22 protein-coding genes are annotated in these 23355 nt (G+C 71.6%); 11 read left to right on the top strand and 11 right to left on the bottom strand.

Features of this window, described 5'->3' with window-relative positions; all coding sequences use genetic code 11:
- Window positions 1-13: 13 nt before the first annotated feature.
- On the top strand, window positions 14-754 hold the full coding sequence (locus AB0J46_RS10580) for a DoxX family membrane protein (protein ID WP_364329222.1): 741 nt from the start codon (window positions 14-16) through the stop codon (window positions 752-754).
- On the opposite strand, the gene AB0J46_RS10575 is transcribed toward AB0J46_RS10580, so the two are convergent.
- Both AB0J46_RS10575 and sthA read right to left on the bottom strand, forming a co-directional pair.
- Window positions 740-1678, bottom strand: a complete 939-nt coding sequence (locus AB0J46_RS10575) for a DMT family transporter (protein WP_364329219.1) — start codon at window positions 1676-1678, stop codon at window positions 740-742. The genes AB0J46_RS10580 and AB0J46_RS10575 overlap by 15 nt on opposite strands.
- Before the next feature lie 38 nt (window positions 1679-1716).
- Window positions 1717-3120, bottom strand: a complete 1404-nt coding sequence (gene sthA, locus AB0J46_RS10570) for a Si-specific NAD(P)(+) transhydrogenase (RefSeq protein ID WP_358284239.1) — start codon at window positions 3118-3120, stop codon at window positions 1717-1719.
- 59 nt (window positions 3121-3179) lie between these two features.
- On the opposite strand from sthA, the gene AB0J46_RS10565 reads away from it, so the two are divergent.
- Window positions 3180-3497: a PhzF family phenazine biosynthesis isomerase gene (locus tag AB0J46_RS10565; RefSeq protein WP_364329215.1), complete on the top strand. Its 318-nt coding sequence runs from the start codon at window positions 3180-3182 to the stop codon at window positions 3495-3497.
- A 5-nt stretch (window positions 3498-3502) separates the two neighbouring features.
- Entirely contained in the window at window positions 3503-3994 is a 492-nt protein-coding gene (locus tag AB0J46_RS10560) for a PhzF family phenazine biosynthesis protein (RefSeq protein ID WP_364329212.1), read from the top strand.
- On the opposite strand, the gene AB0J46_RS10555 is transcribed toward AB0J46_RS10560, so the two are convergent.
- The 6 genes from AB0J46_RS10555 to AB0J46_RS10530 all read right to left on the bottom strand — a co-directional run bounded on the left by AB0J46_RS10555 (window position 3972) and on the right by AB0J46_RS10530 (window position 8829).
- The gene (locus AB0J46_RS10555) at window positions 3972-4805 is read right to left on the bottom strand and encodes a biotin-dependent carboxyltransferase family protein (RefSeq protein WP_364329209.1); all 834 of its coding nucleotides are present in this window, start codon (window positions 4803-4805) and stop codon (window positions 3972-3974) included. The two genes, AB0J46_RS10560 and AB0J46_RS10555, sit on opposite strands and share 23 nt — an antisense overlap.
- Window positions 4802-5419 (bottom strand): allophanate hydrolase subunit 1, encoded by a 618-nt coding sequence (locus AB0J46_RS10550; RefSeq protein ID WP_364329206.1) that lies wholly within the window; start codon window positions 5417-5419, stop codon window positions 4802-4804. Before AB0J46_RS10550 ends, AB0J46_RS10555 begins: the two co-directional genes overlap by 4 nt.
- Window positions 5416-6171: a 5-oxoprolinase subunit PxpA gene (locus tag AB0J46_RS10545; protein WP_364329203.1), complete on the bottom strand. Its 756-nt coding sequence runs from the start codon at window positions 6169-6171 to the stop codon at window positions 5416-5418. The genes AB0J46_RS10550 and AB0J46_RS10545 overlap by 4 nt, the downstream gene beginning before the upstream one ends.
- A 20-nt stretch (window positions 6172-6191) precedes the next feature.
- Window positions 6192-6962: a thioesterase family protein gene (locus tag AB0J46_RS10540; RefSeq protein WP_364329200.1), complete on the bottom strand. Its 771-nt coding sequence runs from the start codon at window positions 6960-6962 to the stop codon at window positions 6192-6194.
- Between the two features lie 10 nt (window positions 6963-6972).
- Window positions 6973-8463, bottom strand: a complete 1491-nt coding sequence (locus tag AB0J46_RS10535; protein ID WP_364329613.1) for a hypothetical protein — start codon at window positions 8461-8463, stop codon at window positions 6973-6975.
- Window positions 8464-8604: 141 nt separating this feature from the next.
- Window positions 8605-8829: a hypothetical protein gene (locus AB0J46_RS10530; protein WP_364329197.1), complete on the bottom strand. Its 225-nt coding sequence runs from the start codon at window positions 8827-8829 to the stop codon at window positions 8605-8607.
- Window positions 8830-8970: 141 nt separating this feature from the next.
- On the opposite strand from AB0J46_RS10530, the gene AB0J46_RS10525 reads away from it, so the two are divergent.
- The 3 genes from AB0J46_RS10525 (at window position 8971) to AB0J46_RS10515 (ending at window position 13741) form a co-directional block, all read left to right on the top strand.
- A complete protein-coding gene (locus tag AB0J46_RS10525) occupies window positions 8971-9540 on the top strand; it encodes an HhH-GPD-type base excision DNA repair protein (protein ID WP_352329753.1) in 570 nt (189 codons plus the stop codon).
- Between the two features lie 206 nt (window positions 9541-9746).
- Window positions 9747-11837, top strand: a complete 2091-nt coding sequence (locus AB0J46_RS10520) for a SpoIIE family protein phosphatase (RefSeq protein ID WP_364329194.1) — start codon at window positions 9747-9749, stop codon at window positions 11835-11837.
- A 242-nt stretch (window positions 11838-12079) separates the two neighbouring features.
- Window positions 12080-13741, top strand: a complete 1662-nt coding sequence (locus AB0J46_RS10515) for an RNA polymerase sigma factor (protein ID WP_358285936.1) — start codon at window positions 12080-12082, stop codon at window positions 13739-13741.
- A 65-nt stretch (window positions 13742-13806) separates the two neighbouring features.
- Here the strand turns inward: AB0J46_RS10515 and AB0J46_RS10510 are convergent, their stop codons facing one another.
- Entirely contained in the window at window positions 13807-14553 is a 747-nt protein-coding gene (locus AB0J46_RS10510; protein ID WP_364329191.1) for a peroxide stress protein YaaA, read from the bottom strand.
- Between the two features lie 60 nt (window positions 14554-14613).
- Between AB0J46_RS10510 and AB0J46_RS10505 the strand changes: the two genes are divergently transcribed.
- Complete coding sequence (locus AB0J46_RS10505; protein ID WP_364329188.1) at window positions 14614-15315, top strand: GNAT family N-acetyltransferase; 702 nt, start codon at window positions 14614-14616, stop codon at window positions 15313-15315.
- 512 nt (window positions 15316-15827) lie between these two features.
- Here AB0J46_RS10505 and AB0J46_RS10500 read toward each other — a convergent pair.
- A complete protein-coding gene (locus AB0J46_RS10500; protein ID WP_125639804.1) occupies window positions 15828-16058 on the bottom strand; it encodes a hypothetical protein in 231 nt (76 codons plus the stop codon).
- A 247-nt stretch (window positions 16059-16305) separates the two neighbouring features.
- On the opposite strand from AB0J46_RS10500, the gene AB0J46_RS10495 reads away from it, so the two are divergent.
- The 3 genes from AB0J46_RS10495 to AB0J46_RS10485 all read left to right on the top strand — a co-directional run bounded on the left by AB0J46_RS10495 (window position 16306) and on the right by AB0J46_RS10485 (window position 22393).
- Window positions 16306-18372 carry a DNA topoisomerase IV subunit B gene (locus AB0J46_RS10495; protein ID WP_352327648.1) on the top strand — a complete coding sequence of 689 codons (2067 nt, stop codon included), beginning with the start codon at window positions 16306-16308 and terminating at the stop codon, window positions 18370-18372.
- Window positions 18373-20018: 1646 nt separating this feature from the next.
- Window positions 20019-21374: a cytochrome ubiquinol oxidase subunit I gene (locus AB0J46_RS10490; RefSeq protein WP_364329185.1), complete on the top strand. Its 1356-nt coding sequence runs from the start codon at window positions 20019-20021 to the stop codon at window positions 21372-21374.
- Between the two features lie 2 nt (window positions 21375-21376).
- Window positions 21377-22393, top strand: a complete 1017-nt coding sequence (locus AB0J46_RS10485) for a cytochrome d ubiquinol oxidase subunit II (RefSeq protein WP_364329182.1) — start codon at window positions 21377-21379, stop codon at window positions 22391-22393.
- Here the strand turns inward: AB0J46_RS10485 and AB0J46_RS10480 are convergent.
- The gene (locus AB0J46_RS10480) at window positions 22374-22868 is read right to left on the bottom strand and encodes a carbonic anhydrase (RefSeq protein ID WP_364329179.1); all 495 of its coding nucleotides are present in this window, start codon (window positions 22866-22868) and stop codon (window positions 22374-22376) included. The two genes, AB0J46_RS10485 and AB0J46_RS10480, sit on opposite strands and share 20 nt — an antisense overlap.
- Window positions 22869-23007: 139 nt before the next feature.
- Between AB0J46_RS10480 and AB0J46_RS10475 the strand changes: the two genes are divergently transcribed.
- On the top strand, window positions 23008-23328 hold the full coding sequence (locus tag AB0J46_RS10475; RefSeq protein ID WP_352357718.1) for a hypothetical protein: 321 nt from the start codon (window positions 23008-23010) through the stop codon (window positions 23326-23328).
- Window positions 23329-23355: the final 27 nt, after the last annotated feature.

The raw sequence follows: 23355 nt of genomic DNA, 5'->3' as shown, positions 1-23355 counted from the left end.
GCAGACAAACATCGTGAAACAGGCCCTGCGTGATGTCGCCGCCTTAGTCGCTCGCGTCGGCGTGGGCGGCATCTTCTTCGCCAACGGCTGGACCAAGCTGGAGGACGGGCTCACCGCCACCGGCGCGAAGTTCCTCCAGCAGGGCGCGCCCGCTCCTGGCGCGTGGGCCACGGTCACCATGCTCACCGAGCTGATCGGCGGGGCGCTGCTGATCGCCGGGCTGGGGGTGGCCGTCACCGGGCTGATCCTGTTCGCCGAGGCGCTGGGCGTCTTCCTGGTGGCCCCGCCGCTCAACCCCATCAGCATGAACGAGCTGATCCTGCTCGGGGCGGCCGCCATCCTGCTCGCCGTCGTGGGCGCCGGACGGCTGTCGGTCGACCACATGGTGGTGATCCGCAGGCGGGAGACGGAGGCGGCCAACGAGTTCGCCGCCGACGCCGAGGCCGACCGGGTCATCGCCTCCCTGCGCGACGCCGACGCGCCCGCCCGCCAGTCGAAGCCCGCCGAGGACGCCGTCCCGCCCGCCCGCCAGTCGAGACCGGCCGAGGACGCCGTCCCCGAGGAGACCGGTCAGCAGGCCGGGGACGCGCTCTCGCCCATGACGGACACCATGCCGCACCCCCGGCCCCGCACGCGCCCCGCCGGCCCGCCGGCCACCGAGGAGCCCGCGCCGGCCCCCGTGCCCGGCGACACGCTGGTGGCGGGCCGCAAGAAGCCCGTGCCCCGCGGACGCCGTCCCTCAGCGGACGGCTGAGCGCGCGGGCACGCGCAGCGCGCCCTGGGTGAGCGCGATGGCCAGCAGGATGACCAGCGCGCCCACCGGCTGGTTCCAGGTGATCGTCTCGTCGAGCAGCAGCACGCCGGAGGCCACCGCGAACACCGGCAGCAGGTACGTCACCGTCGAGGTCGTCGTCACGCCCGCCAGGGCCTGGACCCGGTACAGCAGCAGGTAGGCCACGCCCGTGCCGAGGCCGCCGAGGCCCAGCAGGCTCCACCAGACCTCGGCGGGCGCCGCGGTGTCCACCAGCGGCACACCCGCCACCAGCGTGATCACCGCGAGCTGGACCGCGCCGGTCAGGAGCTGCCCCGCGGCCAGCACCACCGGCGGCTCGGATCGCCGCCCGGTGATGAAGCGCCCCATGTACGCCCCGCCGACCCCGTAGCACAGCGCCGCCCCGAAGCAGGCCAGGCTGCCGCCGAGCTGCCCGCCCGCCATGGGCTGCCACACCCCGAGCACCACCATGACGCCGGCGAACCCGAGCCCGAGCCCGGCCGCCCGCGCGGCGGTCGCCCGCTCGGCGCGCAGCACCAGCGTGAAGGCCAGGGTGCACAGCGGCGTGGTGGCGTTCCAGATCGCGGCGACGACGGAGGAGACGTACTGCTCGCCGTAGGCGAACAGGGTGAAGGGCAGCGTGGTGAGCACGACGGAGGCGATCTGGAAGTGCCCCCACAGCCGCGGGTCGCGGGGGAGCGGCCGCCTGGTCACCGCGAGCGCGACCAGCAGGGTGGCCGCGCCGACCGCCATGCGGCCGAACGACACCTGCAGCGGGTGCAGCGCGCCGACGGCGATCTTGATGAAGAAGAAACTGTTGCCCCAGATGGCGGCCAGCAGCAGGAACGCGGGCAGCCACCTCCCCGTGGCCTCGCTGCGCACGTACGCCTCCTGTAGATGAACCATCGAGGAGCGTAGCGGTCACAACCGACAATTGGGAGGAGTTACATGTCGGCGGTGAGCCGGGCCACCACCCGCATCTTGTTCATCGCGTCCAGCGCCGCCACCTTGTACGACTCCGCCAGCGTCGGATAGTTGAACACCGCGTTGACCAGGTAGTCGACGGTCCCGCCGCAGCCCATCACGGTCTGGCCGATGTGCACCAGCTCGGTGGCCCCCGTGCCGAACACGTGCACGCCGAGCAGCCGCCGGTCCTCCGAGGAGACCAGCAGCTTGAGCATCCCGTACGAGTCGCCGATGATCTGCCCCCTGGCCAGCTCCCGGTAGCGCGAGATGCCCACCTCGAACGGGATCCGGTCGCGGGTCAGCTCGTCCTCCGACCTCCCGACGAAGCTGATCTCGGGGATCGTGTAGATGCCGATGGGCGGCAGCTCCCGCAGCTCCGCCACGGGTTCGCCGCAGGCGTGCTGGGCGGCCACCCGGCCCTGCTCCATCGAGGTGGCGGCCAGCGCCGGGAAGCCGATCACGTCGCCGACCGCGTAGATGTGCGGCACGGCCGTGGCGTAGTGCTCGTCCACCCGGATGCGGCCGCGGTCGTCGGCGGCCAGCCCGGCGGCCTCCAGGTTCAGCTCGGCCGTCCTGCCCTGGCGCCCGGCCGAGTACATGACGCAGTCGGCGGGGATGCGCTTGCCGCTCTCCAGCAGGGTCAGCGCGCCACGCGGGCGGCGTTCGACGGCGGCGACGTGCTCGCCGAAGCGGAAGGTCACCGCCAGGTCGCGCAGGTGGTACTTGAGCGCCTCGACGATCTCCAGGTCGCAGAACTCCAGCATGCGCTCGCGCCGTTCGACCACGGTCACCTTGGTGCCGAGGGCGGCGAACATGGAGGCGTACTCGATGCCGATGACCCCGGCGCCGACCACGACCATGGTCTCGGGCACCCGGTCCAGGTGCAGGATCGCGTCGGAGTCGATGACCGTGCGCTCGTCGAACTGCACGCTGTCCGGGCGGGCGGGGGAGGTGCCGGTGGCGATCACGATCCGGTCGGCGGTGACCTTGCGCTCCTCGTCGCCGCTGATCCCGATGGTGTGCGGGTCGAGGAACCGTCCGGTGCCGGGCAGGACCGTGACGTGGTTGCGGCCGAGCTGGCTGCGGATCACCTGGATCTCGCGGCCGATCACGTGCTGGGTGCGCATCCCGAGGTCGGCGACCGTGATCTCGTCCTTGACGCGGTAGCTGGCGCCGTACAGCTCCCGCTGGTTGAGGCCGGTGAGGTAGAGGACCGCCTCGCGCAGCGTCTTGGACGGGATCGTGCCGGTGTTGATGCAGACGCCGCCGATCATGTTCCGTTTCTCGACCATGGCGACGCGCCGGCCCAGCTTCGCCGCCGCGATGGCGGCCTTCTGCCCGCCGGGACCGGAGCCGAGCACCAGCACGTCGTAGTCCGCCACATCGCCCAGTGTGAGCGCGCGGGGTTACCGGCGGAAGACCCGTCGGCCAGACTGCGCGTATGCAACGTGCATTCCGTCAGGTCGACGTGTTCACCTCCGTCCCTTATCGCGGCAACCCGCTCGCGGTCGTGCTCGACGGCCAAGGGCTGGACACCGAGGAGATGCGGCGCTTCGCCGCCTGGACGAACCTGTCCGAGACGACGTTCGTGCTGCCCCCGACCGTGCCCGGGGCCGACTACCGGGTCCGGATCTTCACCGGGGGCGGCGAGCTGCCCTTCGCCGGGCATCCCACGCTCGGCACCTGCCACGCCTGGCTGGAGAGCGGCGCCGGCCGCGGGACGCGGCGGAGATCGTCCAGGAGTGCGACGCCGGGCTGATCCGGGTGCGCAGGACCGCGGACGGGCTCGCCTTCGCCGCGCCCGAGCTGGTGCGGTCCGGGCCGGTCGAGGAGGAGCTGGCCGAGCGGCTGGCCGAGACCCTGCGCATCGGACGCGAGCGCATGCTGGCCGTCGAATGGGCCGACAACGGGCCCGGCTGGGTGGTCGTGCTGCTCGCCGCCGCCGAGGAGGTGCTGGAGCTGCGGCCGGGCGCGATCGAGCACATGGTCGGCGTGGCGGGGCCCTGCCCGGAGGGCTCGCCGTACGCCTACGAGGTGCGCGTGTTCGCCCCCGACGTCGAGGATCCGGTGACCGGCAGCCTGCACGCGTCCCTGGCGCAGTTCCTGCTGCGCACGGGGCGGGCGAAGGCGCCGTACACGGCGGGGCAGGGGACCGTGCTCGGCCGCGCCGGGCGCGTGCGGATCACCGCCGACGAGCGCGACGTGTGGGTCGGCGGGTCGGTCGTCACCTGCGTCAGCGGCCAGGTCGCGTTGTGAAGCGCACCTCGTCGCCGGGCCGCAGCTGCGCGGCGACCGGCAGGTCGGCCTGCCGCACCACCGCGATCACCGGGTAGCCGCCCGTGGGCGGGTGGTCGGCGAGGAACACGATCGGCTGCCCGCTCGGCGGCACCTGCACCGCGCCGGTGACCATGCCCTCGCTCGGCAGCTCGCCCTGCCTGGCCCGGGTCAGCCCGGGCCCGCGCAGCCGCACCCCGACGCGGTTGCTGTCCTGGCTCACCTCGTACGGCCCCCCGCACAGCGCCTCAAGCGCTCCAGGGACGAACCAGTCGTCCCGCGGCCCGGCGAGCACCCGCAGCACGGCGGGCGCGGGCCCCGGTGGCGGCGCCAGGTCCACCGAGATCTCCCCGGCGGCGGCCCCGCCCACCGGCAGCAGCGTCCCGGCCCGCAACGGCTCGGGGCCGAGCCCCGACAGCGAGTCGGTGGACCGGCTGCCCAGCACCGGCTCGACCGCGATGCCGCCGCGCACCGCCACGTACGTGCGCAACCCCCACTCCGGCGCCCCGAGCCGCAGCTCGCCCCCCGGCGGCACCCAGAACGGCACCCCCATCCGCGCCTCCGCCGGCGCGCCGGTCAGCGCCGCCCACGCGCCCTCGTGGAACCGCAGCCGCGCCAGCCCGAACGTCACCTCGACGCCCGCCGCGTCCTCGCGGTTGCCCACCAGCCGGTTGGCCAGCCGCAGGCTCGGCGCGTCGGCCGCCCCCGAGCGCGGGACGCCCAGATGGGCCAGGCCGGGCCGCCCCAGATCCTGGACGGTCGCGTAAGGGCCGGGCGCGATCACCTCGATCATGCGCGCTCGAACCGCACGCGCATCCCCGGCCGGAACAACGACGGCGGCTCGGCCGTCACGTCCCACACCCGCGTCGCCGTGCGCCCCAGCAGCCGCCACCCGCCGGGCGAGGCCGTCGGGTAGACCGCCGAGTACGGCCCCGCGACCGCCACCGAGCCGGCCGGCACCGACGTGCGCGGCGTGTCCAGCCGGGGCAGCTCCAGCACGGGGTCGAGCCCGGTCAGATAGGCGAACCCCGGGGCGAACCCCAGCCACCCGACCACCAGCTCGCGCCCGGTGTGCCGGGCGACCACCTCCTCGGCCGAGATCCCGGCCAGCGCCGCGACGGAATCGAGATCGGCCCCGTCATAGACGACGGGAATCGTCACCACCGGCCCGGCCGGTGCGTCCGCACCGGCCGCCGCCTCGCGCGCCGCCCCCGTCATGGCCGCCAGCCTGGCCCGCAACCGCTCCCGGTCGGCGCCCGGCGCCACCACCAGCACGGTCTCCGGCCCCGGCACGACCTCCACGACCCCCTCGGGCCGCTCGGCCCGCAGCGCCGCGTCGAGCCGATGGGAGGCCGCCAGCGACCCGGTCTCGACGAGCAGCGCGTGCTCTCCCGCCGGACGGATCACGCGAACGCCTGCAGGACCACTCCGGCCGCCAGCAGGTCGTTGCGCACGGCACGGGCCAGCCCGACGGCGTCAGGGGTGTCTCCGTGGACGCACAGCGACCGGGCGGAGACGGACACCGGACTGCCGTCGACGGCCGTCACAGAGCCCTCCAGGGCCATCCGGCGGGCCCGCGCGGTGACCGCCGCCGCGTCGTGGATCACCGCGCCCGCCTCGCGCCGCGGCACCAGCGCGCCCGCCGCCGTGTACGCCCGGTCGGCGAACGCCTCGCTCACCGTCGGGACGCCCGCCGCCGCGGCCACCTCGTGCACGACCGAGACCGGCAGCGTCAGCACCGGCAGCGACGGGTCGTAGTCGGCGACGGCGTCGATCACCGCCGCCGCCTGCACCTCGTCGCGGCAGACCCGGTTGTACAGGGCGCCGTGCGGCTTGACGTAGGAGACCCGGCCGCCCATGGCCCTGGCGATGCCGTCGACGGCCGCGAGCTGGTAGAGCACCTCGGCGCACAGCTCCTCGGGCTCGACCTCCATCTCCCTGCGGCCGAAGTGGGCCAGGTCGCGGTAGGACACCTGGGCGCCGATCGACACGCCGCGGTCGACGGCCGCGGCGCACGTGCGCCTGATCGTCACCGGGTCGCCCGCGTGGAAGCCGCAGGCGACGTTGGCGCTGGTGACGATGTCGAGCAGCGCGAGGTCGTCGCCGAGCCGCCAGATGCCGAAACCCTCACCGAGGTCGGCGTTGAGGTCGATCACCATCCCACCATCATGACGCAGCGCTACCTCGGCGCGACGAACAATGTCTGAGTCGCCGTGCCGACTTCGCCGCGCTCGTCGTACAGGGTGGTGCGGGTCAGGCCGCGGCCGGAGGGGCCGATCGCGGTGGCCGCGTCCATGCAGGTCCACTCGCCCACCGGGGTGCGGAACAGCGAGATCGTCAGGTCGACGTTGACGAACACGTGGGTGGCGAAGTCGACGGCCGGGCTCACGCCGTTGCCGCTGTCGGCGAACGCGGCCAGCCGTTCGAACGGGGTGATCTCCTCGTCCTCCACCAGCGGCACGGTCAGCCTGCCCCACACCGTGGCCGGGCCGGGCAGCATCGGGCCGCCGCGGGCGAACCGCCAGTCGAACGCCCTGCCGTAGCCGAAGCCCGACACCAGGTAGGACGCCGCGTGCTCGGGCGAGGGCGGCGGCACGGGCGCGGGCGGCCCGGCGGCCGGCGTGGCGGGCGTGTCGGCCTCGCGGATGCGCCACGCGGTGGCCCTGGCGTACTCGCGCCCGCCGGACAGCACGGCCGCCGACAGGCACTGCACCCGCTTGCCGTCGCGGACGACGTCGGTGACGACCTCCAGCTCGGCCACGGGCACCGGGGCGAAGACGTCGACCGCCAGCCTGGACAGCGCCAGGCCGGGCAGCGGCGCGGTGCGGTCGAGCTCGTGGACCATCAGGGCGGTCACCGGGCCCATGTGCTGGGAGCCGGGGTCCCACGGCCCCTGGGTGTGCTCGGAGGCGAGGTAGCGGCCCATGGCCAGCCGGCGGTACATCGACATGGGACGGACTCTAGATCTCGTCGGGGATGTCGGCGATGTCGTCGAGGGCGGCGGCCAGCTCGTCGGGGTCGCCGCCGATGCGCTCGGCGATCTCGATCAGCACGTGGAGCACGTCGTGGCGGTCGTGGCCGAGGTCGAGCAGGCGCTGGGCGGCCTCCCACAGCTGGGGCGGGTCGCCGTCCCACAGCCGGGTCGCGATCTCCTCGTGCCAGGCCAGGTGCTCCTGGTCGATGACGCCGCCGTGGTCGATCTCCAGTAACGTGCGCCGGTCGGCCTCGTCGGCCGGGTTGAGCCGGTCGAGGTCGATGCCGTTGTGCACGCCCTGCAGGTAGGGGAACGCGAACACCCGCCTGGCCAGCGCCGACAGGTCTCCGTCTGGCAGCAGCCGCTCCAGCAGCGGCCGGTCGAGCCCGAACGACGTCGGGTCGCGGTAGGCCTCGGGGAACTTGCCCGTGGCCTCCCACACCGCGTCGAGCGTGGCCTTGAGCCCCTGCTCGGGCAGGCCGGTGCGGCGCGCGGCGAAGCGCACCCACGCCGACAGCACGTGCGGCATCGCCTCCTGCTCGGCCGCGCTCAGCATCACCTTGCGCGGCAGCCAGTCGAGCAGGAACGTCTCGCACTTGGTCGGGCTGACCCGCAGCGGCCGGTTGAAGTCGCGCTCGCAGCCGTAGTCGATGATGTGGTCGGCGCAGCGCGAGGCCGCCGACGGGTCGGACAGGTGCTCGGCCGCGTCGGAGGCCAGGAACTCGGCGGCCAGCATGGCCCGCCGCTCGCGGCTGTAGGGCGCCTCGATGTGCAGCGGCGCCGGACGTTTGCGGCCCGGCGGCAGCGCCTTGAGCCGGGCGCGGGCGAAGGCGTGGTAGGCGCTGTAGCTCTCGCTCACCGGCGGCGGCGTCTTGGGCTCTCTGGTGGCCTTCATGGCCGAGTCCAGGAGCGCCCTGGCCTGCTCGGGCTGGATCTCCTCGAACAGCAGCATCGGGTTGCCCGCCGCCTCGGCCCTGGCCTGCTCCAGCAGCTTGTCGACGTGCGAGGACACCCACGCGTCGCGGGCCATGCCGTTCATGTTGTGGTCGACGACCACGACCAGCGCGTGCCGGTCGCTGGGCACCGATGCCTCGTTCCAGCGGTAGGCGAACGTGCAGATCACCGTGTCCTGGTCGCCGTAGGCGTCGCGGGAGACGTAGCAGCCGGTGGGCTTGACCGCGCCGACCTTGTCGGCCCAGCCCGGCCTGGCCACGCCCGACTCCATCATCGCCAGCGCCGCGCCCTCGGCCTTGGCGCCCTGGCGGGCGGTGCCCAGGTAGGCCAGGCACACCAGCAGCGTCAGGGAGGCCGGGGTGCCGGCCTTGGCCGCGTAGTTGACCAGGCCCTCCCCGAGGACCTGCTCCACGTCACCGCCCCTGACCCGCCTGCCCCACCAGGCCCCGATCATGTCTGAGACCATCAGCTCCGCGTCGAGAGGGCTGCGCACCGCGAGCAGCTCGCGGGCCGCCTGCACCATCTCCTGGAACACGTCGTCGGGCGGGCTGCTCTCCCGGGGATCTCGTCGGTGTCGGCGCACGCCCTCACTCTCTCGTATTCCAGGCGCAAACGGTGAAGAGAACTCGGCCTGGTGACCCCGATGTTATCGGTGGAGCCGCGATCAGCGGGGACTTCGGGGCGGCGGGGCGGAGTTCACGATGGCGAGCAGATGCTCGCGCGCGATGCGCTCCACGACCTCCGGCGTGGCATGGACGCCGAGATGCTCGGCGCACGCGCACACGTCGGCCACGCACCGGTCGATCGTGTCCACGGGTACGGTCAGGAACTCTTCGGCCAGCCTGAGACTGACCGGCTCCCTGAGGAAGCGTGTGGCCAGAGCGAGCATAGATGTGAGATTCCTCTGGAGACCCGGGAGCAAACCCCCAGGAACGTATGCAGGGTGACTTGCGCTCCCATTTCATCTTTTCTCGGCCTTGTGTCAAGGCTCTGAGGCGCCTGTGTTCGCTTCTCGTGCAAAGCTGTTTCCATGCGCATCCAGCTCGCCCAGCGGGACGAGGCAGACGAGCTCCTCGGCCGCAGCCCGCTCGCCCTGCTCGTCGGCATGCTGCTCGACCAGCAGATTCCCATGGAATGGGCGTTCACTGGGCCGTACACCATCTCGGAGCGCCTGGGGCACGACCTGACCGCCGAGGAGATCGCCGCCTGCGACCCCGAGGCGTTCGCCGCGCTCCTGGCGCAGAAGCCGGCCGTGCACCGATACCCCAAGTCGATGGCCGCCCGCGTCCAGCAGCTCGCGGCCTACCTCGTCGAACACTACGACGGGCGGCCCGAGCTCATCTGGAGCGACGCGGCCGACGGGAAAGACTTGTTGAAACGACTGCAGGCCCTTCCGGGATACGGCAAGCAGAAGGCCCAGATCTTTTTGGCATTGCTGGGCAAGCAGCTGGGGGTCCAGCCGTCAGGCTGGCGTGAGGCAGCCGGACTCTACGGCGAGGAGGGGTCATACCGTTCGGTCGCCGACGTGGTCGACACCGACAGCCTGGGCCGGGTGCGCGCCGCCAAGCAGGAGGCCAAGCGCGCGGCCAAGGGCGAGTAACCTGATCTTGCTGCGCAATGTGGAGCGACTTTGACAGGATGCGTTGACCCTTATGGCGACCGGGCGGCGGCGGGGGCTTCCGTCGGCGCATGCCCATCGCCGATGATGTACTGCAGAATCCGGTCGCCCGGAGCTGCGCTACGCCGATACACAGTTATGGAGATGTGCCGCGTGGGAGACCCTGGCACGCGACGGAGGTGCCGACCATGAGCGCCGAGACCTCCGTTCCCCGTCCCCGGGAGTCGGATGTGGACATCTCAGACTCCGCCCTGTTCAAGGGCATGCTGTCGGAGGCCGAGTTCGCCTTCGCGTTCTTCGACGGCGATGGCCGCGTCCAGCGGGTCAACGACGTGTTCAGCGACGTCGTCAGCGTGCCCGCCGAGCGCCTGGTGGGCCGCCTGCCGGTCGAGGTGCTGGCGGCCGACCTGAGCCAGATCATCACCCACGCCGTCCAGGCCGTCATCGAGAGCGACGCGCCGGTCACCGAGGGCCGCGTGCGCGTGCGGTCCGCCGAGGGCGACACCCGCCACTGGTCGCTGTCGTTCTCGCCGGTCCACGACGAGGCGGGCGAGCTGCGCGCCATCGCGCTGGTCGGCCTCGACGTGACCGAGAGCCGGCAGACCGAGGAGGCGCTGCGCCGCAGCGAGGAGCGTTACCGCTCGCTGGTGGAGGCGCAGTCCCAGCTCGTCTGGATCACCTCGCCCACGGGCGCCGTCGTCGAGGACGCGCCCCAGTGGCGCGCCATCACCGGCCAGGGGCTGGAGGAGTACCTCGCCAACGGCTGGCTGGAGGTCGTCCACCCCGAGGAGCGCCCGCAGACCGAGGAGGCCTGGCGCGAGGCGCTGCGCGGCCGCACGATGTTCGAGTGGAACTACCGGGTCCGCACCCGGGCCAGCGGCTACCGCCACTTCGAGGTGCGCGCGGTGCCGATCATCAGGCACGGCAGGGTCGTGGAGTGGGTCGGCGCCAACACCGACGTCACCCCGCAGCGCGAGGCCGAGGAGATGCGCGGCAGGCTGACCGACCAGCTCGGCGCCGCCGCCCTGCGCACCGCCCGGCTCCAGGGCGCCACGGCCCAGCTCGCCGAGGCCCTGACGGTCGAGCAGGTCGTCCAGGTCATCATCGACGTCGGCCGCACCGCCCTGGCCGCCGACCGCTCGGCCGTGGCGCTGCTCGACACCGACCGCGCCGCGCTCAAGCTGGTCAACGGCGAGGGCATCCCCGAGGTCCAGGGCTCGGGCGACGAGATCCCGCTGTCCCACTCCAACGTGATGACGATGGCCGTCAACAGCCGCCGTCCGGTCTTCGCCGAGTCGCCCGAGTCGCTGAAGGCCCAGCTGCTGGAGGCCGGCGACGACGAGGAGGCGCTGGCCGGGTTCATCAGCCAGGGCGACGAGCGCGCCTGGGTCGGCCTGCCGCTGCTGGCCGCCGGCCGGGCGCTCGGCGCGCTGCGCTTCTCGTTCACGCGCCCGCAGAAGATCTCCCAGGAGGACGGCGTCTTCCTGGAGGCGCTGGCCGGGCAGTGCGCCCTGGCCGTCGAGCGGGCCACGCTCTTCGAGCGCGAGCACCGCACGGCCGAGACGCTGCAGCGCAGCCTGCTGCCCGACCGCCTGCCCGTGGTCAAGGGCCTGGTGCTGGCCCAGCGCTTCCGTTCGGGCAGCCGCCACGTCCAGGTCGGCGGCGACTGGTACGACGCGTTCGTCCTGCAGGACGGGCGTGTCGCGGCGGTCGTCGGCGACGTCATGGGCAAGGGCGTCAAGGCCGCGGCGGGCATGGGCCGCATCCGCAACGCGATGCGGGCGCTCGCGCTCACCAACCCGCCGCCCGCCGCCGTGCTCACGGGCCTCGACCGGGTCTTCGAGGCCACGGAAGAGGAGGAGCAGGTCACCACGCTGGCCTACATGGTCGTCGAGCCGGTCACCGGCGAGGGCACGCTGGCCATGGCCGGCCACCCGCCCCCCGTCCTGGTCTCGCCCCAGGGCACGGCGATCCTGTGCGACGCCGAGCCCGGCACGCCGCTGGGCTGGCCGACCAGCCGCCGGCAGTTCCGGTTCGTGGTGCCGCCGGGACACACCGCGGTGCTCTACTCAGACGGTCTCGTGGAGAACAGGAAGCGAGGGCTTGACGCCGGCCTCGCAGAGATTTGCAGTGTTGTGACCGAAGCGCCGCCTGAGGTGGTCAGCAGTCCGCACATGTTGCTGGACTTCCTGGTTGACCGGATGTTGTCTGGATATGAACAGGATGATGACGTTACCGCGCTCGCAATTCACGTCCCGCCGGCCACGAAGAGTGACTGAATGAAACAGTCATAACGGTTGCTTTCGGGTATCAGTGCCCCGCTTACGTACGCACTACTGTCTTGGTCGGCCTAGGGTGGAGGACAACCGCCGGGAGGTGGCCGTATGGAGTGCGGGGTCGTGCCACAATGCTGTGTCAGGTCCGTCGCGCTTCGCACGGCCTCACCGATCTCCGAGAGAGGCAACAGCCCCCAGCGGGCATCTGGGTCCATTGTCGCCACGCGTTCGTTCGAGAGGTGTTCGTGTCGCCTGCAAGTTCGACTCGCTCGAAGCCACAAGAGCTGAACGAGCCCGTCATTCAGCGACTGCTCGAGCGTGGGCGCTCGCAGGGTTTCCTCGAGTCTGAGGATGTCCGTCAGGCCTTCGAGGAGGCGGACATCCCCATGTCGCACGCCGCCGCGTTCTTGCGGAACCTCAGCAAAGAGGGCGTGACCGTGGTGGTGACCGCCGCGGATTCGGCTGCGCCGAAGAAGTCTCGTGGTCCAGCAAAGCGCCGCACCGCTGCCCCCGTCAAGACCAAGACGGCAGCGGCCGCCAAAGAGCAGCAGCCCGAGACCGTGACCGCGGTCGTGGGCGCCGCTGAGGCCGAGCCGGCCGCCAAGAAGCCGGCTCCGGCCAAGAAGGCCGCTCCCGCTCCGAAGAAGGCGGCTCCGGCCGCCGCCAAGAAGGCCAAGCCAGAAGTCAGCGCTGGGCCTGCCGAGACCAAGCCGAAGGCACCCGAGGGCCTCAAGGCGACCGACTCCGACGACGACGATCTCGAGCTCGACGGCGACGTGGAGCTCGAGGACCTCGAGGACATCGAGGTCGACGACATCGTGGCCGAGGACGACTCCGACTCCGAGGGTGACTCCGACTCCGACGACGACTCCGACGACGAGCCCAAGGCCGCCGACGTCGCCGCCGCCACCGCGGACAAGACCGAGGACGAGGTCCTCATCCTGTCCGACGACGACGACGACGCCCCGGTCGCCCAGGTGGCCGCCGCCGGCGCCACCGCCGACCCGGTGAAGGACTACCTCAAGCAGATCGGCAAGGTCCCCCTGCTCAACGCTGAGCAGGAGGTCGAGCTGGCCAAGCGCATCGAGGCCGGTCTGTTCGCCGAGGAGCAGCTCGGCGGCGGCGAGACCGACAGCCTGCCGGTCGACGTCCGGGCCGAGCTCGAATGGATCGCCGAAGACGGCCGCCGGGCCAAGAACCACCTGCTGGAGGCCAACCTCCGGCTCGTGGTCTCGCTGGCCAAGCGCTACACCGGGCGCGGCATGCTGTTCCTCGACCTGATCCAGGAGGGCAACCTCGGTCTGATCAGGGCCGTGGAGAAGTTCGACTACACCAAGGGCTACAAGTTCTCCACCTACGCCACGTGGTGGATCCGGCAGGCGATCACGCGTGCCATGGCCGACCAGGCGCGGACCATCCGCATCCCGGTCCACATGGTCGAAGTGATCAACAAGCTGGCCCGGGTCCAGCGGCAGATGCTGCAGGATCTCGGCCGCGAGCCCACGCCGGAAGAGCTGGCCCGCGAGCTGGACATGACGCCCGAGAAGGTCGTCGAGGTCCAGAAGTACGGCCGCGAGCCCATCTCCCTCCACACCCCGCTGGGTGAGGAGGGCGACAGCGAGTTCGGTGACCTCATCGAGGACTCCGAGGCCATCGTGCCGGCCGACGCCGTCAGCTTCACGCTGCTGCAGGAGCAGCTGCACTCCGTTCTCGACACGCTGTCGGAGCGGGAGGCGGGTGTCGTGTCCATGCGGTTCGGCCTCACCGACGGGCAGCCGAAGACGCTCGACGAGATCGGCAAGGTTTACGGGGTCACCCGTGAGCGCATCCGCCAGATCGAGTCGAAGACCATGTCCAAGCTGCGTCACCCGTCCCGGTCCCAGGTTCTGCGCGACTACCTGGACTAGGAGCCACCTCGTCGATCGCCCCGTCCGGAACCCTCCGGGCGGGGCGATCGCCGTTTCCGGGGGCGTCAGGCCGGGTCGGTGACGTGCACGTCGAGCAGCCAGGGGCGGTTCGACCGCGCGGGCTCGGCGAGGTCGACCGTCCAGCCCAGGTTGCCGAGGGTCTTGGCCAGCTCGCCGGGCGTGCTGGGGGCCTCCTCCTGCTGGAGCAGGACGCGGGCGATCTCGCCCCGGGTGGCCTTGGCCATGTGGCTGACGACCTTGCCGTCGCGGAAGACGCGTACCGACACCGACCGGTCGCCGGGCTGCCAGGCCCCCGCGTACGTGGCCGAGCGCAGGTCCACCACCAGCCCCGGCATCCGGTCCAGCTCCTTGGCCAGGTGGGTGCGCCAGTAGGCGGCCAGGCCGCCCAGCGGTGGCAGGCTGACGCCCATCGACAGGCGGTACGGCGGCACCCGGTCGGAGACGCGCAACACGCCCCACAGGCCGGAGAAGATCAGCACGGACTCCTCCGCCCTGGCCCTGGCGGCGTCGTCCAGGGTGTTCAGGCCGAGGTTGTCGTACAGGACGCCGGTGTAGAGGTCGGCGGCGGGAAGGGTGGGCGCGGTCTTCAGCGCCGTGTTCTTGGCCGCCTCGCCCGCCAGACCGGGCGTCAGCCCGAGCACCTGCGCGGCGTCGCGGCGCTTGGAGGCCCGGATGAGCGCGGTCACGACCCGCTTGCGGGCACGGTCGAGCTTGGGGAAGGACAGCTCGCCGAGCGGCGGACCGCTCCCCTCGGCGGCCTTTCCTTCGGACGGCGGCAGCAGAATCAGCACAACCCCACACCCTAACGGGCCGGTCAGAGGGTGTTCGCCCTGGTCGGCTAGGCTGCGCGGATGAACGTCGACCTGCTGGTGCACCAGGCGTGGCCGGCCTACGAGCAGCGTGTCCACGACGGCTGGGTGCTGCGTTCCGCCGGTGGCGTGACCAAACGGGCGAACTCGGTGCTCGCCCTGAACGCCCCCGCCGACCTGGACGCCGCGATCGGCGCCGCCGAGGCGTTCTACGGCGAGCGGGGACAGAGCTGCGCCTTCTCCGTCGGCCCCGGCACCTGGCCCGGCCTGGACGCCGAGCTGGCCCGCAGAGGGTACGAGCTGGTCGATCCGACGGTCGTCATGGCCGGATCGCCGTCGGCCGAGCCGCGCGGCCCGGTGCGGATCGAGGATCATCCGTGGCCGGAATGGCTGGAGACCTGGTGGTCCGTGGACGGCCGGTACGGCGCCGGCCTGGAGGATGCCGCCCGCATCTGCACCGGCGTGCCCGCCTGGTACGGGGCCGTCGAGGAGCACGGCGTGCCGGTCGCGGTCGGCCGGGTCGTGCCGCAGGGGGACACGGCGGGGATCTTCTGCATGGCGACGTTGCCGGGGGCCCGGCGGCGCGGGCTGGCCCGTACGGTGCTGCGCGCCCTGACCAGGCAGGCCGGGGCGAAGAGCGCGTACCTGGTCACCACCGAGCCCAACCACGGCGCTCAGGCTTTGTACCGCAGCGAGGGTTTCCAGACCGTCGGCCGCTACCACTACCGTGTGCGAACACCGTGACCCAAGCCGTACGAACGGCCTGAACCAAAGGCGCGTGTACGGCCCGAACCACGCCGCGTGCGGAGGATTGAGACGCCAGCGCCGTGCGGCCCTCTGACCACCGTGCGGAGGGCCTGGCACACGGCAGGCACGGCCTGAACCTCGCCTGGACGCGCCCTGGACCCGCGTGCACATGTGTCCAGAGCCCCCGCCTGTGCGTGTCCCGGACACCGCCTGTGTGCGACCCAGGCGTCGCTTGTGCGCAGCCTGGACTAACCGTGCGTGCGGCCTGAGCTGCCGCCTGCGTGTGCCCTGGACCTTCGCCTTCGCGCAACCCAGTCACCGCCTTCGCGCACCAAGCCCCGCCCGTGCGCGGCCTGGACCACTACGTGCGTGTGACCTGAAGCCCCGCTGGAGGGCCTCTGGACCACCGTCTGGGCAGGGGCTGAACGCAGAACGGCGATCCCGGCGTGGTGTGCCGGGATCGCCGAACTGGTCGTGCAATATGTGGTTATGTGATCACAACGAACGCGTCAGCGGTCGTCGTTGGGGTTCATTGACGGGGTTTCGCTGAGGCGAGCCGACTCGTCCAGGATGTCGGCGCCCTTTTCGCGCAGCGCTGCGACGTGCTGACGCCCATGGTGGGCGCAGAACAGCAGCTCCCCACCAACAGGCAGGGTCGCGCGAATGTAGGCCTGGGCGCCGCAGCGGTCGCAGCGGTCGAGGGCCGTCAGCGGCTTAACGGGGGCGAGAGCTCCAGTCACGTATCGCCTTTCGGGTCACCCCCGCCGAAGCGAGGATCTGGCGTCAGTCACTTGAGACAACATCTAACCGGACGTGGACGTTCCCAACCTCCGCCTCGCTACGCCCAGAGCAGAATGTGTCCGAAAGTAATGGTGATCAGCCGGTTGGTAACGGCAAACGTGTCGCCATGGCAAGCTTGTACGCGCGCCTGAGGGAAGAACGGTAGGCTACGCACACGTGTTCGATGCTTAGACCAGGGGAGCAAGAGTGACGGTAGTGGAGGCGGGTTACACAGCTCGTCACCTGTCGGTGCTTGAGGGCCTCGAGGCCGTACGCAAGCGGCCGGGCATGTACATCGGGTCCACCGACAGTCGCGGGCTCATGCACTGCCTCTGGGAGATCGTGGACAACGGGGTCGACGAGGCCCTGGCCGGCCACTGCGACCGCATCGAGGTCGAGCTCTACGCCGACGGCTCCATCGAGGTGCGGGACAACGGCCGCGGCATCCCCGTTGACATCCACCCCAAGACCGGCCTGGCCGGCGTCGAGCTCGTCTACACCAAGCTTCATGCCGGCGGCAAGTTCGGCAGCGGCTCCTACGGCGCCTCCGGCGGCCTCCACGGCGTGGGCGCCTCCGTGGTCAACGCCCTGTCCTCCCGGCTCGACGTCGAGGTCGACCTCGACGGGCGGGTCCACGAGATCAGCTTCAGGCGCGGCGTGCCCGGCGTCTTCGACGGCGACGGGCCCACGGCCAAGTTCAAGAAGAAGTCCGGGCTGCGGATCGGCGGCAACCTGCCCAAGAACGTCACGGGCACCCGCGTGCGCTTCTGGGCCGACAAGCAGATCTTCCTGCCCGACGCCGAGGTCTCGCTCGACGAGATCCACGTGCGCCTGCGGCAGACCGCGTTCCTGGTGCCCGGCCTCACCCTGGCGGTCTTCGACAGCAGGGGCGAGGAGCGTACCGGCGAGGAGTTCCGCTTCGACGGCGGCATCTCCGAGTTCACCGAGTTCCTGGCCCGCGACGAGCCCGTCTGCGAGGTGCTGCGGCTGCAGGGCGTGGGCCACTTCCACGAGACCGTGCCGGTCCTCGACGACCAGGGCCACATGACGCCCACCGAGGTGCAGCGCGAGCTCACCGTCGACGTGGCGGTCCGGTGGGGCAAGGGTTACGAGTCGACCGTGCGCTCGTTCGTCAACGTGATCGCCACGCCCAAGGGCGGCACCCACCTGACCGGTTTCGAGCGCGGCCTGGTCCGCACGATCAACGAGCTGCTGCGCGAGACCCGGCTGCTGAAGAGCGGCGACGACCCGGTCAACAAGGAGGACATCTCCGAGGGGCTGACCGGCGTGGTCACCGTCCGGGTGCCCGAGCCGCAGTTCGAGGGGCAGACCAAGGAGGTCCTCGGCACCTCCGCGGCCACCCGCATCGTCTCCCACGTGGTCTCGCGCGAGCTCAAGGAGCTGTTCGCCAACCCGCCGCGCGGGTTCAAGCAGCCGCTGCGGGCCGTGCTGGAGAAGATCGTCGCCGCTGCCAAGGCCCGCATCGCGGCCCGCGAGCACCGCGACAACCAGCGGCGCAAGAGCGCTCTGGAGAACTCCGCGCTGCCCGCCAAGCTGGTCGACTGCCGCAGCGACGCCGTCGACCGCAGCGAGCTGTTCATCGTCGAGGGCGACTCCGCGCTCGGCACGGCCAAGCTGGCCCGCGACTCCGAGTTCCAGGCGCTGCTGCCGATCCGCGGCAAGATCCTCAACGTGCAGAAGGCGTCCGTGAGCGACATGCTCAAGAACGCCGAGTGTGCCGCGATCATCCAGGTGGTGGGGGCCGGGTCGGGGCGTTCGTTCGACATCGAGGCGGCCCGCTACGGCAAGGTCATCCTCATGGCCGACGCCGACGTCGACGGCGCGCACATCCGCTGCCTGCTGCTCACCCTGTTCCACCGCTACATGCGGCCGATGGTGGAGGCCGGCCGGGTGTTCGCGGCCGTGCCGCCGCTGCACCGCATCGAGCTCACCAACCCCGGGCGCGGCAAGGAGAAGTACATCTACTGCTACTCCGACGCCGAGCTGCAGAAGGTCCTGCGCGACCTGGAACGGCGGGGCAAGCGCTGGAAGGACCCGGTGCAGCGGTACAAGGGCCTGGGGGAGATGGACGCCGACCAGCTCGCCGAGACCACGATGGACCCGCGGCACCGGGTGCTGCGCCGGGTGCGCATCGAGGACGCCGAGGGGGCCGAGGCCATCTTCAGCCTGCTCATGGGGAGCGACGTGGCGCCGCGACGGGAGTTCATCGTCAGCAGCGCGGCCGAGGTCGACCGCGACCACATCGACGCCTGAGCCTGGAGACGTCCACCCGGGGTCACGTATCTGACCCCGGGTGACGACGACACCGGCGCTCAAGCAAGGGCCCGGATTTCAGAGGGCCCCGCGCCCATGTCCGCGGCGCTTACCGTGCTGCAACCTCGCTGACAGGACACCACCGGCCCGCAACGCGATACCGGGCTTCCGCAATGGCCTCCCATGTGGCCCCGACCGTGAAACGGGCCCCGTGTCATCGGGCTGCGCCCTGGCCGGGCTTCGGCGGACCGCCGAATGTCATGTCGCCGCGCCTCAATTTGCCCCCTGGGCAAGGTGATGTCGGCGTCATCGGGCCAGGCGATGTTGGGTACGGGAGGACGCCGGATTCGGGCGTCATCGGGCCAGGGCGACGCCGGGCTCAGGAGGACGCCGAATGCAGCCGGCATCGGGCTCAGGGGGACATTCAGGGCCTGGGGACGACCCCCGGCGTCAGGGTTTCTGGCCCAAAGGGGTGCGGCGTTGCCGGCGGATGGCGCGGGCTGGCTTGAGGAAGTCCTCATCGGAGGTCGGCGCGGAGTTCCCGGCCAATGCGCGGGCGCTACACGTTCGGTAAGGCGAGGGGCTGCTTGGCATCCCCGGCGACCAGGTCTCGAAGGGTTCTGCCCCGGTCGCAAAGGGCCCGTCGCTCCCGCCGCCAGACGGCCCGCCCTGGCGGCACGCCGGTCACAGGGCGTTCAGGGGGCGTTTGCGGTGATGAGCTCTCTGTCGCACGTGGTCTTTCTCAGGCAACTCGGTCTCGCCCGCCACCGACGGTTCGACCGGCTGGGATGGGCCTCGTTTGCAGCGCAGCGCGCCTTAGGTTCTGTGTCCGCTGCAGAGAGGCGCAGCAGGTGCGGGCCGCTCGGGCCCGTTCATGGCTACGCCTAGAGCATCGCCCCGGGTTGTCGGCGTGTCGGCTTGGGTCGTCACCGGAACCTGCGCCGCTTCGGTGTGCCCGCGCAGGGCGTGGGAGCCGGTCATCACGGCGGCCGCTGGTAGGAGCATGTCGCGCTTGGGACATCGAGGGCCGTGCACCAGCTTCGTTGACCGGCGTCGCACCGGACCGGTTCTGGCCCCAAGGCTCTCAGGGCCTCAGGTAGGGCTTCTGAGGCCAACGGTTGGGGCCAGGGCGCTCCTAGGGCGTTCTGGAGGCTCCTGGGGCCCTGTGATGGCGTTGGTGGGTGCGCTTGGCGGGCTCTTGGCGTTGTGTACGGCGGGATACACGGTGGGGCCCGGTGTGAGGGTCCGAGGAGGCGTGAGGGGGAGGGCGGCGAGTCGGGGAACGAGGTAGGAGCCTGGGCCTGGTGCCCTGCATCGGGATTGCACGTGGGGCGTGGGCGCTCATGGCGCATGGGGCCCTGCTGGTGGGGGTGGCTGCTTCAAGGGACTCGCAATTCCCTGGTACCAGGACCGGTTCTGGGGTCTTGGTGGGCTCCTGTGGTGGGTGGGGTTCGCCTGGTTGGTTTCGGTCCTGCTTCATACATCCGCGCCTTTTGCAGAGGGTAAGCGTCCGTTACGTAGTGTCATCCATGAGTCGGCGGGGTACGGGCGGGACGCGGCCGTTTCGCGGGTTACCTCCTGGGACGAGCCCTGCCAGATCCCCCACGAAGTTCACGGCCCCGATGGGCGGGGGGAGAGGAACGGCGATGGGGGTGACCGCGGGGGCGGCGGTGGATCTGGGGGCGGCGCGCATGCAGATGGCGTTGTCCCTCGGCTGGCACATCATCATCGCCTGTCTCGGCGTCGGCATGCCCGCCATCACCCTGCTGGCCGAGTGGCGCGGGCATCGCACCGGGGACAACAACTACCGGCTGCTGGCACGACGCTGGGCCAGGGCGCTCGGGGTGCTGTTCGCGGTCGGCGCGGTCTCGGGGACGATCCTGTCGTTCGAGATGGGCCTCCTGTGGCCGGGCATGATGGGCGTGTACGGCGAGGTCATCGGCCTGCCGTTCTCGCTGGAGGGCATCGCGTTCTTCGTCGAGGCCATCTTCCTCGGCATCTACCTGTACGCCTGGGACCGCCTGCGTCCCGTCCCGCACCTGCTGACCGGGATCCCGATCGTGCTGGCGGGGGTGGCCAGCGCGTTCTTCGTGGTCGCCGCCAACGCCTGGATGCAGCAGCCCACCGGGTACGAGGTCGAGGGCGGCCGGATCGTGGCCGTCGATCCATGGGCGGCGATGTTCAACCGGGCCACGCCGCCCCAGACCGTGCACATGATCCTGGCGGCGTTCATGGTGGCCGGGTTCCTGATGGCCGGCGTGTACGCGGTCGCCATGCTGCGCGGCCGGCGCGACCGCTACCACCGGCTCGGCCTGCTGCTGCCGCTCACGGTCGCGGCGGCCGTCACGCCCGTGCAGATCGGCGTCGGCGACTGGGCCGCGCACTTCGTGGCCGAGTACCAGCCGGTCAAGCTGGCCGCCATGGAGGGCGTGTTCCGTACGGGCCGGGGCGTGCCGCTGCACCTGGGCGGGATCGCGGTGGACGGCGAGCTGAAGTACGCCCTGGAGATCCCCTACGGCCTGTCCCTGCTGGCCCACTGGAACCCGCACGCCGAGATCACCGGCCTGGAGCAGGTGCCGCTCGCCGACCGGCCGCCGGTCAACATGGTGCACTGGGCGTTCCAGATCATGGTGCTGGTGGGCTTCGGGCTGCTGCTGCTCGGGGCCTGCCTCGCGCTGTCCTGGAAACGGCGGCGTGACCTGCCGGAGTCTCCGTGGTTCCTGCGCGCCGCCGCGCTGTCGGGCGTGGCCGCCGTGCTGGCGCTGGAGAGCGGCTGGGTGGTCACCGAGGTCGGACGCCAGCCGTGGATCGTGTTCCGGGTGATGCGCACGGCGGAGGCGGTCAACCCCGCGCCGGGCCTGGTGTACGGGTTCGCGCTGGTCACGGCCGTCTACGTGGTGTTGACCGTGGCCACCGTGTACGTGATGCGCCGACTGTCCCGCGACGTGCCGGTGCCGCTGGCGCCGCAGGAGCCCGACGTCACCGGCTACAAGGTCGTGTGACGATGCCGCTGCCGCAGATCATGCTGGCCGTCCTGTGGATCGGGCTGACGGCGTACGTCCTGTTCGGGGGCGCCGACTTCGGCGGCGGCGTGTGGGACCTGCTGGCGGGCAGCGCCGAGCGCGGCCGGCGGCGGCGGGACCTGGTGGAGCACTCCATCGGCCCGGTCTGGGAGGCCAACCACGTCTGGTTGATCTTCGTGATCGTGCTGGCCTGGACCGGCGTGCCGTCGGTGTTCGCCTCGGTCGCCTCCACCCTCTACATCCCGCTCACGCTGGTGGCGCTGGGCGTGATCGGGCGCGGCGCGGCGTTCGCGTTCCGCAAGGTCTCCGCGCGGCTCTGGCAACGACGGCTGTTCGGCGCCACCTTCGCCTTCTCCTCGGTGGTGACCCCGTTCTTCCTCGGCGCCGCGGCGGGCGGCATCGCCTCCGGCCGGGTGCCGCCCGGTGTCGCCAAGGGCGACCTGGTCGGGAGCTGGGTCAACCCCACGTCGATGGCGGTCGGCGCGCTGGGCGTCGGCACGGCCGCGTACCTGGCCGCCGTCTACCTGACCCGCGACGCCCAGCGCGGCGGCCAGGACGACCTGGCCGAGGAGTTCCGGCGGCGGGCGCTGGGCTGCGGGGCGGTGGTCGGCGTGCTGGCGGCGGTGAGCCTGCTCGTGCTGCGCGCCGACGCGCCCGCCCTGTTCGCCGAGCTGACCACCGGCCGCGCCCTGCCGCTGCTGGTGCTGTCGGCGCTGGCCGGGCTGGCCTCGCTGGTGCTGCTGTGGCGGCGGTCCTATCTGGCGGTACGCCTCAGCGCCGCGCTGGCCGTGACCGGGCTGCTGTGGGGCTGGGGCGTGGGGCAGTACCCCGTGCTGCTCCCCGGCCTCACCCTCGACCAGGCCGCGGCCACCGACGCGGTGCTGGGGGCCAGCCTGGGCTCGCTGGCCGTCGGCGCGGTCCTGCTGGTCCCGTCGTTGTGGTGGTTGTACGCCACCTTCCAGCGCGAGCGCGGCGAGATCAGTCGCCGACCGGCGTGAGCAGGCCCGTGCGCACGTCGTAGATCGCGCCCGTGACCGGCATGTCGGCGGGCAGGAACGGGGTCGTGCGGATGCGGGTGAGGTCGTGGCGCAGCGCCTCGCCCTGGTCGGGGACGGTGTGGAACTCCAGGCTGCGGGTGTCCACCCCGCGGGCGCTGGTCAGGTTATGCACGTCGGCGTCCGTCACCTTGGTCATCCCGCAGTCGGTGTGCGGCATGACCAGGACGCGCTCGACGCCCAGCAGGTACACGGCGAGGACCAGCGTGCGCAGCACGTCGTCCGTGACCCGCGCACCCGCGTTGCGCAGGATCTTGGCGTCGCCGGGCTGCAGGCCCAGCAGGCCCAGCGGGTCGATGCGGGAGTCCATGCAGGTCACCACGGCAAGCCCGCGGGCTGCCCGGCCGGTGAGCCCGGAGTCGCCGAAGTCCTTGGCGTACTTCGCGTTGGCGGCATACAGGTCGTCGAACGCAGTCATGCCTCAGATCTTCCCTTACGTCCCAAAGATGATGCTTTCCGGGGTGGCGACTGGCGCGAGTTCCCGAAGGTCCCACGAAAATCACTCACCTTGCGTGATGATGTCGTCACCATCTGTACGTCGTCGAAGAAGGTCAGTCGTGAGTAGGTCCGAATCGCTCGCCGCGTATCTCCGCGCTCAGGCCCGGCGCCGCCTCGACCGTGTGGAGTCCAACGACGACGGGCGCAACGCCAGATGCGCGCTGGCCCTGCTCGACACCGCCGCGTACGCCGCCGGCCTGCCCGAGGACGACCCCATCATCCTCATGCTCGACCAGGCCGGCTGCTACGGGCCGCTCGGCTGCGAGGAGTTCGACCCGGGGGAGGCCGGCGTCCGGCTGATCCGGTCCTGGACCGGCGGCGAGCCCCACGAGCTCCTGCTCGCCCTGCCCGCCGCCATCGAGGCCGCCGCCTCCGCCTGACCGCGTTCAGGCCGCGTTCAGGCCGCG

This window comes from Nonomuraea sp. NPDC049758, assembly GCF_040674635.1.
Taxonomy (GTDB): domain Bacteria; phylum Actinomycetota; class Actinomycetes; order Streptosporangiales; family Streptosporangiaceae; genus Nonomuraea.
The sequence above is the reverse complement of the archived record's forward strand: the minus strand, read 5'-3'. Positions and strand labels throughout refer to the sequence as shown.